This window comes from Lentzea jiangxiensis (assembly GCF_900104175.1).
Taxonomy (GTDB): Bacteria; Actinomycetota; Actinomycetes; order Mycobacteriales; family Pseudonocardiaceae; genus Lentzea; species Lentzea jiangxiensis.
In genome coordinates this window covers 14,967-27,580 of sequence record NZ_FNIX01000005.1, presented here as the reverse complement: position 1 = coordinate 27,580, position 12,614 = coordinate 14,967, and the positions used below count along the sequence as shown (strand labels likewise).

Genomic DNA, 12,614 nt, shown 5'->3' with positions numbered 1-12,614 from the left:
GGGCTGTCGTGTCCTTCCACTGATGCGTCGAACGGGCACCGGCCCGGATCGACACGACGACCCAGAGAGTTCGGGAGTTTCTCGTTCTCGCTGGTCAGCGCGCTAGGCGTCGACCTTCGCCGCCCGGACGTGCTCCGCGACGGGGCTGAGCTCGAGCCACCGCGGCAGGCCGCGCACCACCCAGCGCGAGCCCGTCAGCTCGATCGTGCCCGCGCGCACCGCGTCGAGCAGTTCGAACTCGCCCTCCCACATCCGGTAGAGCGTGGCGATGTCGGACGCCAGCACGGCGTCGACCTCCAGGCCGGGGTGGGTGTAGCAGACCGAGGCGTCACCGGGTTCGAGGACGAGCCAGAACGTCCGGCGCAGGTCGGTGACGCGGATCTCGACGGTCACGCGCTTGCTCAGCGTGCCGGTGTCGATGCGGCCGTGCATCCACCACATCAGCACCTCGGGGTCGAGCTCGTCGGCGCGCGGGTCGCCGAACGCGTACCGGGCACCCCAGTCGGCGAGGCTGAACACCAGCGGCCGCAGCGCCTCCCCCGCCTGCGTGAGCGCGTAGCCGTCGCCGGTGCGCCGCACCAGGCCGGCGGTCACGAGCTGCCGCAGCCGCCGCGACAGCAGCGCCCTCGACAGGCCCGGCAGGCCGCGGGAGATCTCGTTGAAGCGCGAGGCACCGACGAGCATGTCCCGCACGATCAGCAACGTCCACCGGTCGCCCAGCACCTCGACGGCGCGGACGATCGGGCAGTACTGCGCATAGGTCCTCACAGTGGGAGTCTCCGCCGCGGAGGTGGTTTCGTTACCACCTCCCGGTTCACTTCCAGAACTACCCGCGGGCCTCGCGCGTTCTTACGTTCGTCCTATGACAACTCTTGAGACACCACCCGTGACCAGCACGTTCCCGACCGTCACCAGGGACGGCGACGCCGCGTTCGCCGGCATGGCCGCCCGCATCGGCGCGATCGCGGCCCGGCACGCCTCCGAGCACGACCGCGACGCGACGTTCGTGAGCGAGGCGTACGAGGCCATGCGCGAGGAGGGCTACCTGGCGTTGGCCGTACCGGAGGAACTGGGCGGGCTGGGCGCCACGATGCGCCAGGTCTGCTACGCCCAGGCCGAGCTCGCCCGGCACGACGGCGCCACCGCCCTGGCCGTCACCATGCACCTGTACCTGACGCTGATGCAGTGCTACCGCAGACGCAAGGGCGCGCCGGACGCGGAGGGCGTGCTGCGGCGCGTGGCCTCGGAAGGCCTGGTCATCGCCACCAGCGGCGGGTCGGACTGGCTCTGGCCCACGACCACGGCCACCCCGGTGGACGGCGGGTTCCTGGTCTCCGGCCGCAAGTCGTTCTGCAGCCAGTCACCGCGCGCGGACGTCGTGGCCACGTGCGCCGTGCTCGGTGAGGAGGTGCTGCACTTCAGCGCACCCCTCAGCGCCGAAGGCGTGCGCATCGAGGAAACGTGGGACACGCTCGGCATGCGCGGCACGGCCAGCCACGACGTCGTGCTGGAGGACGTGTTCATCCCGGCCGGCAAGATCGCGGCCCGCCGCCCGTACGGCGAGTTCGGCGCACCCCTGTCCGCCGCGGTGGTCCACTTCGCACCGGTGTGCGGCGCGACCTACTACGGCATCGCGGCGGGCGCGCGGGACGTGGCCGTGCGGTCGACGTCGAAGAACGCGGTGCGCCAGATCGGGCTGATGGACTACAAGCTGCGCACCGCGTGGTGGTCGCTGATGGGCTCGATCGAGGAGCTGGGCGACGACTACACGGCCGGCGCCGAGGCCGTCACGACCGTGATGCTGGCCAAGCGGTATGCCGTCCTGGAGGCCGTCGAGGTCGTGAACACCGCGATGGAGGTCCTCGGTGGACGGTCGTTCTTCAAGCGCTCACCCCTGGAACGCGCCTACCGCGACGTGCGCGCCGGAACGTTCCACCCGCTCACCCCGGAAGCCACCCTCGTGTACGCGGGCAAGGTCGCCCAGGGTGACCCCGGCGTCACGGAATAGGTACGAGTTGTAGGCGTGCCAGGGGTTTGCGAGTATGCGGTCCCATCTCTCGCGAAGGAGCGATTCCGGTGGCCACTCGCCTCAACCCGTACATCAGCTTCGACGGCCAGGCCCGCCAGGCGATGGAGTTCTACCAGTCGGTCTTCGGCGGCGAGCTGAAGATGAGCACGTTCGGTGAGTTCGGCATGCAGGACACGCCGCAGGCCGACCAGATCATGCACGCCCAGCTGGAGACCGAGGCCGGCTACACGATCATGGCCTCCGACACGCCGCCCGGCATGCAGTACCGGGCGGGCTCGCGGATCACGGTGTCGCTGTCGGGCGACGAGGAGAAGCTGCGGGAGTACTTCACCGCCCTCGCGGAGGGCGGGGAGGTCGGGACGCCCCTGGAGAAGCAGATGTGGGGCGACGAGTACGGCGACCTCGTGGACAGGTTCGGCGTGAACTGGATGGTGAACCTCGGCGGGCTGGGGTGACGCGGACCGGGCGGGGCCTCGGTCCCGCCCGCCGGGCCGGGTGGTGGGCTTTCCCGGCCGGCCTGCGGCTGGACCGGGACCGCGGTCCCGCCGTGGTGGCCCCGCCCGCCGCCCTGACGCATCATGTGGACCATGAGCGAGCGTCTGCGGGAAGTGGTCGGCCAACTCGCGATCCGGCCCGGCGACCGGGTGCTGGAGATCGGCTGCGGGCAGGGCGTGGCCGCCGCGATGGTGTGCCGGTTGCTGTCCACCGGCACGCTCACGGCGATCGACCGCTCCACGAAGATGGTGGAGGCCGCGACCCGCCGCAACGCCGCCTACGTGGCCTCGGGCAAGGCGGAGTTCCTCATCGCGTCGCTCGAGGACGTGAACCTCGGCGACCGGCGGTTCGACCTGGTGTTCGCGGTGCGGGTCGGGCTGTTCCACCGCGATCCGGACCGGGCGCACGAGCTGGTGCGGCCGTGGCTCGCGCCCGGTGGCCGCGTGCTCTCGTTCTACGACGAACCCGTGCGCAGCCGCGTCTGATCAGATTCGGCCGAACAGGTCGGTGATCAGCTTCTTCGACGGCTCGACGCCCGCGGGCGACATCACCTCGATCTGCGTCCTGCCCTTGCGCGCGGCCACGGTGTGCTGGGCGGTCTCCGCGCCGCCGGCCGTCGTCTCGTAGGCCTCGTCGAACAGGCCCTCGACGGCCTTGGCCTTCTCGGGCCTGCCCTTCGCGAACGTCGCGGCCGTCGCGTTCGTCGTGAACCTCACCTCGACCGGCATGCCCGAACCGACGTACGTGCAGGTCGTGACGGCCTTCTCGACGCTCTCGCGCTGGCCCTGCAGCCTCAGGCCGAGCGCCTTGCCCACCACGGACGAGTTGGCGTTCGCGCAGTTCGGGCCGGTGCCGGCGGGCTGCTCGACGGTGGTGGGGGTCTCCGGTGCCCGCGTCGGCGCGGCCTGCGGGGTGGAGGTGCAGGCGGCCAGTAGGAACGCGGCGACGGCGAGGAGGGTGGGGCGCACATCCCTCCATCGCGGTCCCGCCGCCGCCGCGTTACCCCGGTCCCGGCGCTCAGCTGAGCCGGCTCTCAGCGAACGGCGGCTAGCTTCGGGCGCGAAGGGGGCCAGATGAAGATCGTGATTCCAGGTGGCACCGGGCAGGTCGGCGGCGTGCTGAGCCGCGCGCTGGGGGCGGCGGGCCACGAGGTGGTGGTCATCAGCCGCAGCAGCGGCGTGCGGTGGGACGGGCGCACGCTCGGGGCGTGGGCCCGCGAGGTCGACGGCGCCGACGTCGTCGTCAACCTGGCCGGACGCAGCGTGAGCTGCCGCTACAACGCCGAGAACCTCCGGCAGATGATGCGCTCGCGGGTCGACTCGGCACGCGTCGTCGGTGAAGCCATCGCACGGGCCGACAACCCGCCACGGGTGTGGTTGCAGATGAGCACGGCGACGATCTACGCGCACCGGTTCGACGCGGCCAACGACGAGAGGTCGGGGATCCTCGGCGGCCGCGAGGAGGACGTGCCGGGGTACTGGACCTACAGCGTCGAGATCGCCAAGCGCTGGGAGGCCGAGCTCGACGAGGCCGACACGCCGGCCACCCGCAAGGTCGCGCTGCGCAGCGCGATGGCGATGAGCCCGGACCGCGGCGGCGTGTTCGACCACCTGTCGTGGCTCGCCCGGCTCGGCCTGGGCGGCCCGGTGGCGGGTGGGCGCCAGTACGTCTCGTGGATCCACGACGACGACTTCGTGCGGGCGGTCGCGCTGCTGATCAGCGAGCCGATCTCCGGCGCGGTCAACCTGGCGGCACCGCACCCGTTGCCGCACCGGGACTTCATGCGCGAGCTGCGCAGGGCCTGGCGCGTCCCGGTGGGGCTGCCCGCGACCAGGCTGATGGCCGGGATCGGGGCGTTCGCGCTCCGCAGCGACACCGAGCTGCTGCTCAAGAGCCGCCGGGTCACCCCGGGCAGGCTCGTCGAGGCCGGGTTCGGCTTCCACTTCCCGAACTGGCGCGCGGCGGCGCAGAATCTGGTCGAGCGCAGGAGGTGAGATGCCGAGGATCAACGACGTCGGCGGCCGGGACGGCTTCGGCCCGGTTCGGCAGGAACTGGACGAACCGCCCTTCCACGCCGACTGGGAGGCCCACGTGATGGCCATGAACCGGGCGCTGATCAGGCGGGAGGTCTACAACCTGGACGAGTTCCGGGACGCCGTCGAACGGACGATGTCGCACGAGTCGTCCTACTACGAGAACTGGTTCCGCGCCATCCGGACGCTCCTGGAGGAGAAGGGCGTTGTCTGAGCGCTACCGCACCGGCGACCGCGTCCGGACGTCCACTGTGGACCCCGACCACCACACGCGGCTGCCACACTACGCCCGCGGCCACGTCGGCACCGTCGTCGGCAGCGACGGCGTGCACCCGCTCGCGGACCTGAGCGCGCAGGGGGTTCAGGTGCCGCAGCAGGTCTACCTGGTGCGGTTCTCCGCACGCGACCTTTTCGGGCACGGCGACCACAACGTGACGCTGTCCCTTTGGGAGGAGTACCTCAGCGATGAGTGACGACCACGACGACTCCCCGATCGCCGCGCGCGTCCGGGAACTGGAAGCGGTCCTCGAGGAGAAGGGTCTGCTCGACCCGACCGAGCTGGACCAGGTGCTGGAGGCGTTCGCGCACAAGGCCTCCCCGGCCAACGGCTTCCGGGTGGTGGCGCGGGCCTGGGTCGACGACGGCTTCCGCGCCCGCCTGCTGCAGGACGCGAACGCGGCGCTGCCCGAGCTCGGGTTGTCGATGGGCGGCGGGCTGCAGGTGCAACGGCTGCACGTCGTCGAGAACACCGAGGACGTGCACAACGTCATCGTCTGCACGCTCTGCAGCTGCTACCCGCTGTCGCTGCTCGGGCCGTCGCCCACCTGGTACAAGAGCCCGGCCTACCGCTCGAGGGTGGTGAGCCACCCGCGGGAGGTGCTGGAGCAGTTCGGCCTGACGCTGCCCGGGACCACGAAGATCGAGGTCTGGGACGCGAACGCCGAGTCGCGGTACATGGTGCCGCCCCGCCGGCCCGAGGGGACGGACGGGCTGGGCGAGGCGGAGCTGGCCGCTCTGGTGACGCGCAACGGGTTGATCGGCACCGCGGCGGTGTGACGCGGGCGGGGCGCCGCGGCCTGCACGACCGCGGCGCCCCGTCCTGGGTTTACAGGCCCTTCATGATGGTGTCGATCGCCTTGCCGAGCTGCGCGTACTTCTGCGTGTACAGCACCGGGAACACGCCGGGCGGGTCCGCCGGGCGGTCCGCGTCGACGTAGTCGGTGCCGAGGTTGCAGAACACGACCACGACGTACTGGCGGTTGCCCTTGCCGCGCAACGACTTCACGATGCCCGCGTCGGAGCCCGTGGTGTCGACCCAGCCGGTCTTGTGCGCGAACGTCACCTCGGCGGCGTCGTTGCACGGGCGGACGTCGCGGTCGTACACGGCGCCGCCGACGGTCACGGTGCCGTCCGCCTTGATCCAGCGCGCCGGAACCTTCTGCGGGATGCCCTGGACCGGGTAGTCGCGCCCGCACCAGTTCGACGTGGAGAGCATCTCGTTGTGGCCCTGGCCCGCGAGCGTCGCCTGGAAGAACTTCCTCGAGGAGTAGGACAGCTCGTCGCGGGTGACCCGCTTGCCCGCGCCGGTCGTCCACAGGACGTCCGGGCCGCCGTTGACCAGCAGCAGGAGCTTCGCGGTGTCGAGGCCGCTCATGTTCGAGCCGATCCAGCGCGCGCCGTTGCCGGGGTTGGTGCCGGTGACCATGAGGGTCGGCATGCCGAGGTCCGCGAACGTGGCGTTGACCGCGTCCCAGGCGTTCCGGTCGTGGATCAGCTTGATCAGCGCGCAGGTGGACTCGTTCTGCGACTTCGTGATCATCTCGTCGAAGTGCTGCCGGACCGTCTTGACCGAGGCCCCGCCGCAGGCCGCGCTCACCGGGTTCGGGTTGTACGCGTAGTCGGCGTCGAGGTCGACCTGGCCCTGGTCGGCCAGGCGCAGGACGCCGAAGCCCACCATCAGCTTCAGCACCGACGCCGGGTACGGCGAGGAGAAGTCGATCGGCGCGTTCTCCCGGCCCGGCAGCACGTCACGGGTGCCCTTGCCGCCGTTGACGTCCCATTCGGTGTCGTCCCACCAGCGGTAGCGCACCTGGTCGGTGGACAGGCCCGCCTTCGCCACCGGTACGACGACGCCGTTCGGGTGCTGTGGGCTGAGCAGCACGTTCGCCACGGACTTCGGCCGCCCGGACGGGTCGAGCTCGATGATCGCCGCGTCCATGTTCGGCGTCTGGTGCAACGGCTTGCCCGCCTGCGCCGGCCGCAGCCGCGCGCGGTTCATCAGCTCCGCCGGTGAGGCGTCGTACTTCTCCCGCTGACCGGCCGTCCGGGCGGCCGAGGCCGGTGCGGACAGGTCCGGCGGCGTCAGGTCGACGACGTCCTCGAAGTTCTGCGCGACGATCGCCTGGCGCAGGCGCTCCGCCAGCGCGTTCACGTCGCCGGTGGCCGAAGCCGCCGGCGCGACGGCCGCAGTGAGCAACGTGAAAGCCGTGCAGAGCACGGTAATCCGCTTGAGTCTCATTCACTCCCCCAGCCGAGTGGAATACAACACCATTCGAAACCTATCGGTACGCCGGTGATCACATGATCCCGGTTCACGATCTTGTACGCGCGCGGCGCCGCCCGCGTTGCACGGCTGGGCGAACCGCCTGGGCAGCGGGCTCGTTCACCACCGTCCGCACGGACCGGGACGCGAGCATCCCCGCGCACGCGACCAGGTGGACCGCCACGCACCCGAGCAGTGCGGCGGTGGTGCCGAACGCGTGCGAGACGGGACCGATCGCGAGCTGGGCCAGCGGGATCGCCACGAACGACCCGAGCATGTCGTAGGAGTAGACCCGGGCCAGGCGGTCCTGCGGCACGTGGTGCTGCAGCGTCGTCTCCCACGCCACCCCGAACTGCTCGATGCCCAGTCCGCAGACGAAGGAGGTGACGACCAGCAGCCAGGGCTCCGGGTGCAGCACCATGACCAGCGGCAGGCCCGCCATCACCGGCACGCACGAGACGCCGAACAGCAGGCGGCGGCGCACCTCGATCCGCATGACCAGGAAGGAGCCCGCCACCATGCCCGCGGTCTGCGCGGCGAGGACGAGGCCCCAGGTCCCGCGCCCGAACGTGGAGTCGGCGAGCGCCGGGCCGAGCACCATCACCCCGCCGACCAGTGCGGCGTTGACGAAGGTGAAGGCCAGGACGACGACCCACACCCATTGGCGTGACACGAACTCCGTCCAGCCGACCTTCAGCTCGGACAGCACCGACGGCTCGCGCTCGGCCCGGACGGCGGCCGGCACGCGCACGAGCGTGAAGAACACGCCGGCCAGCGCGAACGAGAGCGCGTCCACGGCGAGCCCCCAGCCGGGTCCGGTGAACGCGATCAGCAGGCCGCCGAGCGACGCGCCGCCGATGGTGGCGGAGTGCACGCCCAGCCGCAGCAGCGCGTTCGCCCGCAGCCGGACCTCGGCCGGCACCGTCTGCGGCACGAGCGACGACGAGGCGGGCAGCGAGAACGCGCTCGACATGCCGTTCACCGCCGCGAGCACCACGAACCACGTCACCGAGGCCGTGCCGGTCAGCACGAGCACCGCGATCGTGGCCTGGCTCGCGAAGCTGACCGCGCACGACCCGGCGAGCACGAACTGGCGCGGCAGCCGGTCCGCGACCACCCCGCCCCACAGCAGGAACACGACGTTCGTCAGCGACCGCGCGGCGACGACGACGCCGAGCGAGGTGACCGACGACGTCAGGTCGAGAACGGCGAAGGCCAGTGCGATCGGTGCCATCGCGTTGCCGGCGACGGTCGTGACCCGTGCCGCGAGCAGCCAGCGAAAAGCAGGATGCGCCATGGGCGCCGGTGATTCCCCCATGTGCCGCAACCTACAAGGCCGGGAGCCGCCCCGCCTGTGCGGCGCGGCGGCTCCCGGTCACCGCACCCTCGGGTGCGATGAGGCGATGACCACCGCGGCGGCGACGGTCACCAGGTTCTTCAGGATGTACTGGGCTTCGAAGGACGCCCGCAGCGGACCGGCCCACATCTCGCCGGGGAACAACACCAGCGGTGTCGACACCAGCACGACGTGGCCGATCAGCAGCACCGCGCACCACCGCGGCGCGCGGAAGCTCAGCAGCACCACCGCGATCCCGATCTCGCTGATCGCGGCGCCCACCCTGGCGAGGTCTCCGCCGACGATCCCGAACGTCAGCGCGGACACCGTGCGTTCGACGAGGTCTTCGGCGGGACTGCCACCGGGGAAGAGCTTCAGCGCGCCGAACCAGAGGTACACGACCCCGAGTCCGATGCGCAGCAGTGGAACTCCGGACTCCCGCGCAAGTCGAGTCAGTCGATCCCGCGTGCCTTCTCCGCGCGTGGTTCCTGAACGTGACATCTGATCTCCCTCTCCTGTCCGGCTGCCACCACCCGGCCGGACGGGACGTGCGGAGGGGATCAGGCGATCGGGTCACCCAGCGGGTTCAGCAGGTCGGCCTTGCCCTCGAAGGCGAACAGCAGCAGGTCGACCATGCGGAACGTGCTGGAGTCCGGTCCGAGCGTGGGCCGCCAGTACGGCGAGCGCACGATCGAGATCCGGCTGCCCTCCATCGCGCGGTGGAAGACCTCCGCGGTGAGGCGTCCTCCGACCGGCCCCATGAGCCCGCCCCCGACCTCGGCCTCCCGCAGGACGTAGAACCACAGCGGCGTCGCCTCGACGAGCTGCGCCCTCTGCTGCTCGGACAGGCCTTCGACGACGGCGCCGCCGTCGCCGACGAGGATCTGCTCGGCCGTCAGCGGCTCGACCCCGAAGAGCTCGGCGATCTGCTGCCCCGTGGCCAGTTCCATCATCGAGGCCCTGGTGAGGTTGCGGAACGCGAGGTTGCGCTCGATCTCGCGGAACTGCGTGCCGCGGCCGCCGAACGTGCCGGCCGGCAGCTTCGTCAGCGGGTCGACCAGCAGCGTGTCGATCCGCTTGGTGACGTTGCCCCCGTTGAACTCCGCCGGCGCCGCCAGGTCGTCCCGGCCGGCCTCGGTGAAGTCGTAGAGCCTGCGGAAGTCCGCGATCCAGTTGCTGGGCAACGTGAAGATGTCGCCCCGCGTCACGTCGTCGAGGTCGCCGGGCAGCGCCGACGACGGGTCGAAGTTGCCGCTCACCCCGGTGAAGGTGAAGAGCTGGAACAACGTCGCCGGCCGCTGGAGCGGGCCGTTGGTGCGGAACACGCGGTTCCACTCGTACGCGCCGCGGACCTGGCTGTGCCCGAAGCGGTACGAGGCGACCGAGAACTCGATCGGCATCGTCGGCGAGTTGTCGCGGCGGTAGTGCTTTCCGGGCACCTCGAAGAACCTGCGGCCGTTGGTGAAGACGTCCTCCACGATCGCCGGGTCGATGATCCTCGGCAGGTGGTCGGTCCGCAGCATCCACTGGTAGTGCCGCACCACGAGTTCCTTCGCGGCGCGGAAGAGCCGTTCGCCGGACAGACCGGTGAGAGCGAGCTCGTCGACCACGCGGTTGTGGAAGCGGATGAACGCGAGGTGCGTCTGCGCCACCACGAGGTTCTCGTCGTTGCGGGCGTCCGGGATCAGCGGCAGCCGCCGGTCCGCCGCCGTGCCGGCCGTCCCGCCGCGGCGCGGCAGGTCGAAGCCCTCGAACGGGATGTTCGTGCCCTCGTCCGGGAACGGCACCGGCGTGGTGGTGCCGACCTTGAGCTTCACCCCGTCCTGGGCGTAGAAGACCTGGTCGTCCTTGTCGCGCGGGCCGCGGCCGTAGACCGAGTCGAGGTCGAGCGCCGGCGACCGGCCCTGCGTCAGCTCGTCGAGGTTCACGTCCTGCCCGAGCTGCGACTCGGTGCGGTCCATCGTCAGGTCGTGGTCGACGAACTGGCCGAGGTAGGTGAACCCCGCCGGGACGACCGGGTCCACCGAGTCGGGCTGCGGGACGTTCGCGGTCATCGCGGTCGCGAGGGCGGTCCGCGTCTCCTCGTCCGTTCGCGGGCCCTTCGGTCCCAGCCGTGAGAACCGGAACCTGCGCAGCTCCTCCGCCGTGGAGGGCTGACGCGTGATCGCCTCCCCTTTGTCGTCGATTTCCAGAACACCTTCGCCCACGACGAAGAAACTGTCGCGCACGTGCCTCTTCATGTATCCCCCTGTGTTTCCCCTGTGCCGGCAACCTGTTCTCCCCAACAAGTTCCTGCCCACCGCCAGTCTCCAGACGGACGAAAAACACGTCGAAGCTTTTGCCGACGACCAAAATGTGCTCAGCTGACGGATACGAGGAACGCTGAAATATTCCTGAGGATCGACGAATAGCAACTTGCAGATCGAGGTTTGCAGATGGCCAGGAGCGGGTATCACCCCGAAATGCTCGAAGTCACGGTGACCGAGTCGTCGCCTGCCTCCACCCTGCTCACCGTGTCCGGCGAACTCGCCGGCTCCGGCGCGCAACGACTGCTCTCCCGGCTCGACCGCCTGCTCGACCAGGGCCACCGCTACGTGGTGCTGGACCTGTCCGCGGTCACCTTCTGCGACTCCGGCGGGGTCAGCGCCCTCGTGCGCGGCCACGCCCGCGCCTCGGCCACGGCGGGCGGGCTGAGGATCTCCGCCGCCTCCGAGCAGGTGGCGCGGGTGCTCGAACTGTCGGGCCTGGCCAGGATGCTCGGCCTCAAGTCCGCAGTGGAACCCCAGGCCGCGGGCACCGCCCCTGCCGGGCCGGTGCCCGCGGAAGTGTCATGATGGCGGGGTGGAGTCCACGCGCATCGACCGCTGGCTGTGGGCGGTCAGGCTGACGAAGACCCGTCCGGACGCCGCCCAGGCGTGCCGGGGCGGCCACGTGCGCGTCAACGACAAGCCCGCGAAGCCCTCCACCACCGTGGTGCCCGGCGACCAGGTGCGTGCCCGCGTCGGCGACAGGACCAAGGTCGTCGAGGTCGTCCGCGTGATCGGGAAGCGGGTCGGCGCGGAGGCCGCGGCCACCTGCTTCATCGACCGCACCCCGAAGCCGCCGCCGGAGATCCCGATCGCCCGCCGCGACCGGGGTGCGGGGCGTCCGACGAAGCGCGAACGGCGTGAACTCGAGAGGTTCCGCTCGCAGCAGTCCTAGCCGTCGAGCTCCGAGAGCCTCTTCGTCTCCAGGCGGGCCACGTCCTCGTGGTCCAGCAGCGCTTGGAGCAGGGGCGTCACGTCGTCGACCGCGAACGTCACCATTGCTCTCCCACCACGATTTCCGCCAGTTCCGAGAGCGTTTTCCCGAGAGGCAGGTCGACCCTCAGCGACGCGTGCGCATCGCCTCGCGTCTCGCCGCGGTTGATGATCACGACTGGGATTCCGGCGGTGGCGGCGCGGCGCACGAACCTCAGGCCGGACATGACCGTGAGCGAAGATCCGAGGACGAGCAACGACCGTGCGCCGTCCACCAGCGAATAGCACTGCTCGACGCGGGGGCGGGGCACGTTCTCGCCGAAGAACACGACGTCCGGCTTCAGCACCCCGCCGCACGCCTCGCAGGGGACGACCCGGAAGCCGCGGACGGTCTCCTCGGGCAGGAAGACGTCGCCGTCGGGGTTGATCTCGTCCGTCGTCGCGTGGAAGTCCGGGTTGGCCTCGCGCAGGCGGCGGTCGAGGTCGATGCGCGGCGAGAGCAGCCCGCAGCCGAGGCAGATCACGCGGTCGAGGCCGCCGTGCAGCTCCACGACGTCCGCGGAGCCCGCGGCCTGGTGCAGGCCGTCGACGTTCTGGGTGATGACGCCGCGCAGCTTGCTCGACAGCCTCGCGACGGCGTGGTGGCCCGCGTTCGGGTGCGCGCGGGCGATGGTGCGCCAGCCGACGTGGCTGCGCGCCCAGTAGCGCTGCCGGCCGGCCTCGCTGGTGGTGAACTCCTCGTAGGTCATCGGGGTGTGCTTGCGCAGGGACCCGCCCTCACCGCGGTAGTCGGGGATGCCGGACTCCGTGGAGAGGCCCGCACCGCTGAGCACCAGCACCCCGCCCCGCTCGACGATCGGGACGACCTCGGTCAGCGTGGAGGTGCGCGGCAGCGACGGGCCCGGGTTCGACCAGGTCAGAGTGGGCCTTGTTCGCACTT

The 12,614-nt window shown here is 70.8% G+C and carries 16 protein-coding genes; 9 read left to right on the top strand and 7 right to left on the bottom strand.

What is annotated here, in order from left to right:
- Positions 1-102 precede the first annotated feature (102 nt).
- Positions 103-768: a winged helix-turn-helix transcriptional regulator gene (locus BLQ91_RS16850; RefSeq protein WP_218130294.1), complete on the bottom strand. Its 666-nt coding sequence runs from the start codon at positions 766-768 to the stop codon at positions 103-105.
- A 94-nt stretch (positions 769-862) separates the two neighbouring features.
- Between BLQ91_RS16850 and BLQ91_RS16845 the strand changes: the two genes are divergently transcribed.
- The 3 genes from BLQ91_RS16845 (at position 863) to BLQ91_RS16835 (ending at position 3,009) form a co-directional block, all read left to right on the top strand.
- Positions 863-2,008: an acyl-CoA dehydrogenase family protein gene (locus BLQ91_RS16845; RefSeq protein ID WP_090097824.1), complete on the top strand. Its 1,146-nt coding sequence runs from the start codon at positions 863-865 to the stop codon at positions 2,006-2,008.
- 68 nt (positions 2,009-2,076) lie between these two features.
- The gene (locus tag BLQ91_RS16840) at positions 2,077-2,484 is read left to right on the top strand and encodes a VOC family protein (protein WP_090097823.1); all 408 of its coding nucleotides are present in this window, start codon (positions 2,077-2,079) and stop codon (positions 2,482-2,484) included.
- Between the two features lie 132 nt (positions 2,485-2,616).
- Complete coding sequence (locus BLQ91_RS16835) at positions 2,617-3,009, top strand: class I SAM-dependent methyltransferase (RefSeq protein ID WP_218130293.1); 393 nt, start codon at positions 2,617-2,619, stop codon at positions 3,007-3,009.
- Here the strand turns inward: BLQ91_RS16835 and BLQ91_RS16830 are convergent, their stop codons facing one another.
- The gene (locus tag BLQ91_RS16830) at positions 3,010-3,492 is read right to left on the bottom strand and encodes a hypothetical protein (protein ID WP_090097821.1); all 483 of its coding nucleotides are present in this window, start codon (positions 3,490-3,492) and stop codon (positions 3,010-3,012) included. It abuts the gene before it with no gap.
- A gap of 105 nt (positions 3,493-3,597) precedes the next feature.
- Between BLQ91_RS16830 and BLQ91_RS16825 the strand changes: the two genes are divergently transcribed.
- The 4 genes from BLQ91_RS16825 to BLQ91_RS16810 are packed head-to-tail and all read left to right on the top strand — an operon-like array spanning position 3,598 to position 5,613.
- The gene (locus tag BLQ91_RS16825) at positions 3,598-4,518 is read left to right on the top strand and encodes an epimerase (protein ID WP_090097820.1); all 921 of its coding nucleotides are present in this window, start codon (positions 3,598-3,600) and stop codon (positions 4,516-4,518) included.
- A 1-nt stretch (position 4,519) separates the two neighbouring features.
- A complete protein-coding gene (locus tag BLQ91_RS43625; RefSeq protein WP_090097819.1) occupies positions 4,520-4,771 on the top strand; it encodes an SH3-like domain-containing protein in 252 nt (83 codons plus the stop codon).
- Positions 4,764-5,030, top strand: a complete 267-nt coding sequence (locus tag BLQ91_RS43620) for an SH3-like domain-containing protein (RefSeq protein ID WP_090097818.1) — start codon at positions 4,764-4,766, stop codon at positions 5,028-5,030. Before BLQ91_RS43625 ends, BLQ91_RS43620 begins: the two co-directional genes overlap by 8 nt.
- Positions 5,023-5,613: a nitrile hydratase subunit alpha gene (locus BLQ91_RS16810; RefSeq protein WP_090097817.1), complete on the top strand. Its 591-nt coding sequence runs from the start codon at positions 5,023-5,025 to the stop codon at positions 5,611-5,613. The genes BLQ91_RS43620 and BLQ91_RS16810 overlap by 8 nt, the downstream gene beginning before the upstream one ends.
- Before the next feature lie 49 nt (positions 5,614-5,662).
- Here the strand turns inward: BLQ91_RS16810 and BLQ91_RS16805 are convergent, their stop codons facing one another.
- From BLQ91_RS16805 to BLQ91_RS16790, 4 genes are all read right to left on the bottom strand, one after another.
- On the bottom strand, positions 5,663-7,075 hold the full coding sequence (locus BLQ91_RS16805; protein ID WP_090097816.1) for a serine hydrolase: 1,413 nt from the start codon (positions 7,073-7,075) through the stop codon (positions 5,663-5,665).
- Between the two features lie 73 nt (positions 7,076-7,148).
- On the bottom strand, positions 7,149-8,417 hold the full coding sequence (locus BLQ91_RS16800) for an MFS transporter (RefSeq protein WP_090097815.1): 1,269 nt from the start codon (positions 8,415-8,417) through the stop codon (positions 7,149-7,151).
- A gap of 57 nt (positions 8,418-8,474) precedes the next feature.
- Positions 8,475-8,936 carry a DoxX family protein gene (locus tag BLQ91_RS16795; RefSeq protein ID WP_143022679.1) on the bottom strand — a complete coding sequence of 154 codons (462 nt, stop codon included), beginning with the start codon at positions 8,934-8,936 and terminating at the stop codon, positions 8,475-8,477.
- Positions 8,937-8,995: 59 nt separating this feature from the next.
- Positions 8,996-10,663, bottom strand: a complete 1,668-nt coding sequence (locus BLQ91_RS16790; RefSeq protein ID WP_245733541.1) for a peroxidase family protein — start codon at positions 10,661-10,663, stop codon at positions 8,996-8,998.
- A 234-nt stretch (positions 10,664-10,897) separates the two neighbouring features.
- Between BLQ91_RS16790 and BLQ91_RS16785 the strand changes: the two genes are divergently transcribed.
- Together BLQ91_RS16785 and BLQ91_RS16780 are read left to right on the top strand one after the other, a co-directional pair.
- Positions 10,898-11,269, top strand: a complete 372-nt coding sequence (locus BLQ91_RS16785; protein ID WP_176959790.1) for an STAS domain-containing protein — start codon at positions 10,898-10,900, stop codon at positions 11,267-11,269.
- Positions 11,270-11,276: 7 nt separating this feature from the next.
- Positions 11,277-11,636 (top strand): RNA-binding S4 domain-containing protein, encoded by a 360-nt coding sequence (locus BLQ91_RS16780; protein WP_245733538.1) that lies wholly within the window; start codon positions 11,277-11,279, stop codon positions 11,634-11,636.
- 97 nt (positions 11,637-11,733) lie between these two features.
- Here BLQ91_RS16780 and BLQ91_RS16775 read toward each other — a convergent pair whose 3' ends face one another.
- A complete protein-coding gene (locus BLQ91_RS16775; RefSeq protein WP_090097811.1) occupies positions 11,734-12,612 on the bottom strand; it encodes an NAD-dependent protein deacetylase in 879 nt (292 codons plus the stop codon).
- Positions 12,613-12,614 lie beyond the last annotated feature (2 nt).

Excerpts from the sequence above, each read along its gene's own strand:
- BLQ91_RS16845 (WP_090097824.1), top strand. The coding sequence starts at position 863 with ATGACAACTCTTGAGACACCACCCGTGACCAGCACGTTCCCGACCGTC.
- BLQ91_RS16835 (WP_218130293.1), top strand. The coding sequence starts at position 2,617 with ATGAGCGAGCGTCTGCGGGAAGTGGTCGGCCAACTCGCGATCCGGCCC.
- BLQ91_RS16825 (WP_090097820.1), top strand. The coding sequence starts at position 3,598 with ATGAAGATCGTGATTCCAGGTGGCACCGGGCAGGTCGGCGGCGTGCTG.
- BLQ91_RS43625 (WP_090097819.1), top strand. The coding sequence starts at position 4,520 with ATGCCGAGGATCAACGACGTCGGCGGCCGGGACGGCTTCGGCCCGGTT.
- BLQ91_RS16810 (WP_090097817.1), top strand. The coding sequence starts at position 5,023 with ATGAGTGACGACCACGACGACTCCCCGATCGCCGCGCGCGTCCGGGAA.
- BLQ91_RS16805 (WP_090097816.1), bottom strand. The coding sequence starts at position 7,075 with ATGAGACTCAAGCGGATTACCGTGCTCTGCACGGCTTTCACGTTGCTC.
- BLQ91_RS16800 (WP_090097815.1), bottom strand. The coding sequence starts at position 8,417 with ATGGGGGAATCACCGGCGCCCATGGCGCATCCTGCTTTTCGCTGGCTG.
- BLQ91_RS16795 (WP_143022679.1), bottom strand. The coding sequence starts at position 8,936 with ATGTCACGTTCAGGAACCACGCGCGGAGAAGGCACGCGGGATCGACTG.
- BLQ91_RS16785 (WP_176959790.1), top strand. The coding sequence starts at position 10,898 with ATGCTCGAAGTCACGGTGACCGAGTCGTCGCCTGCCTCCACCCTGCTC.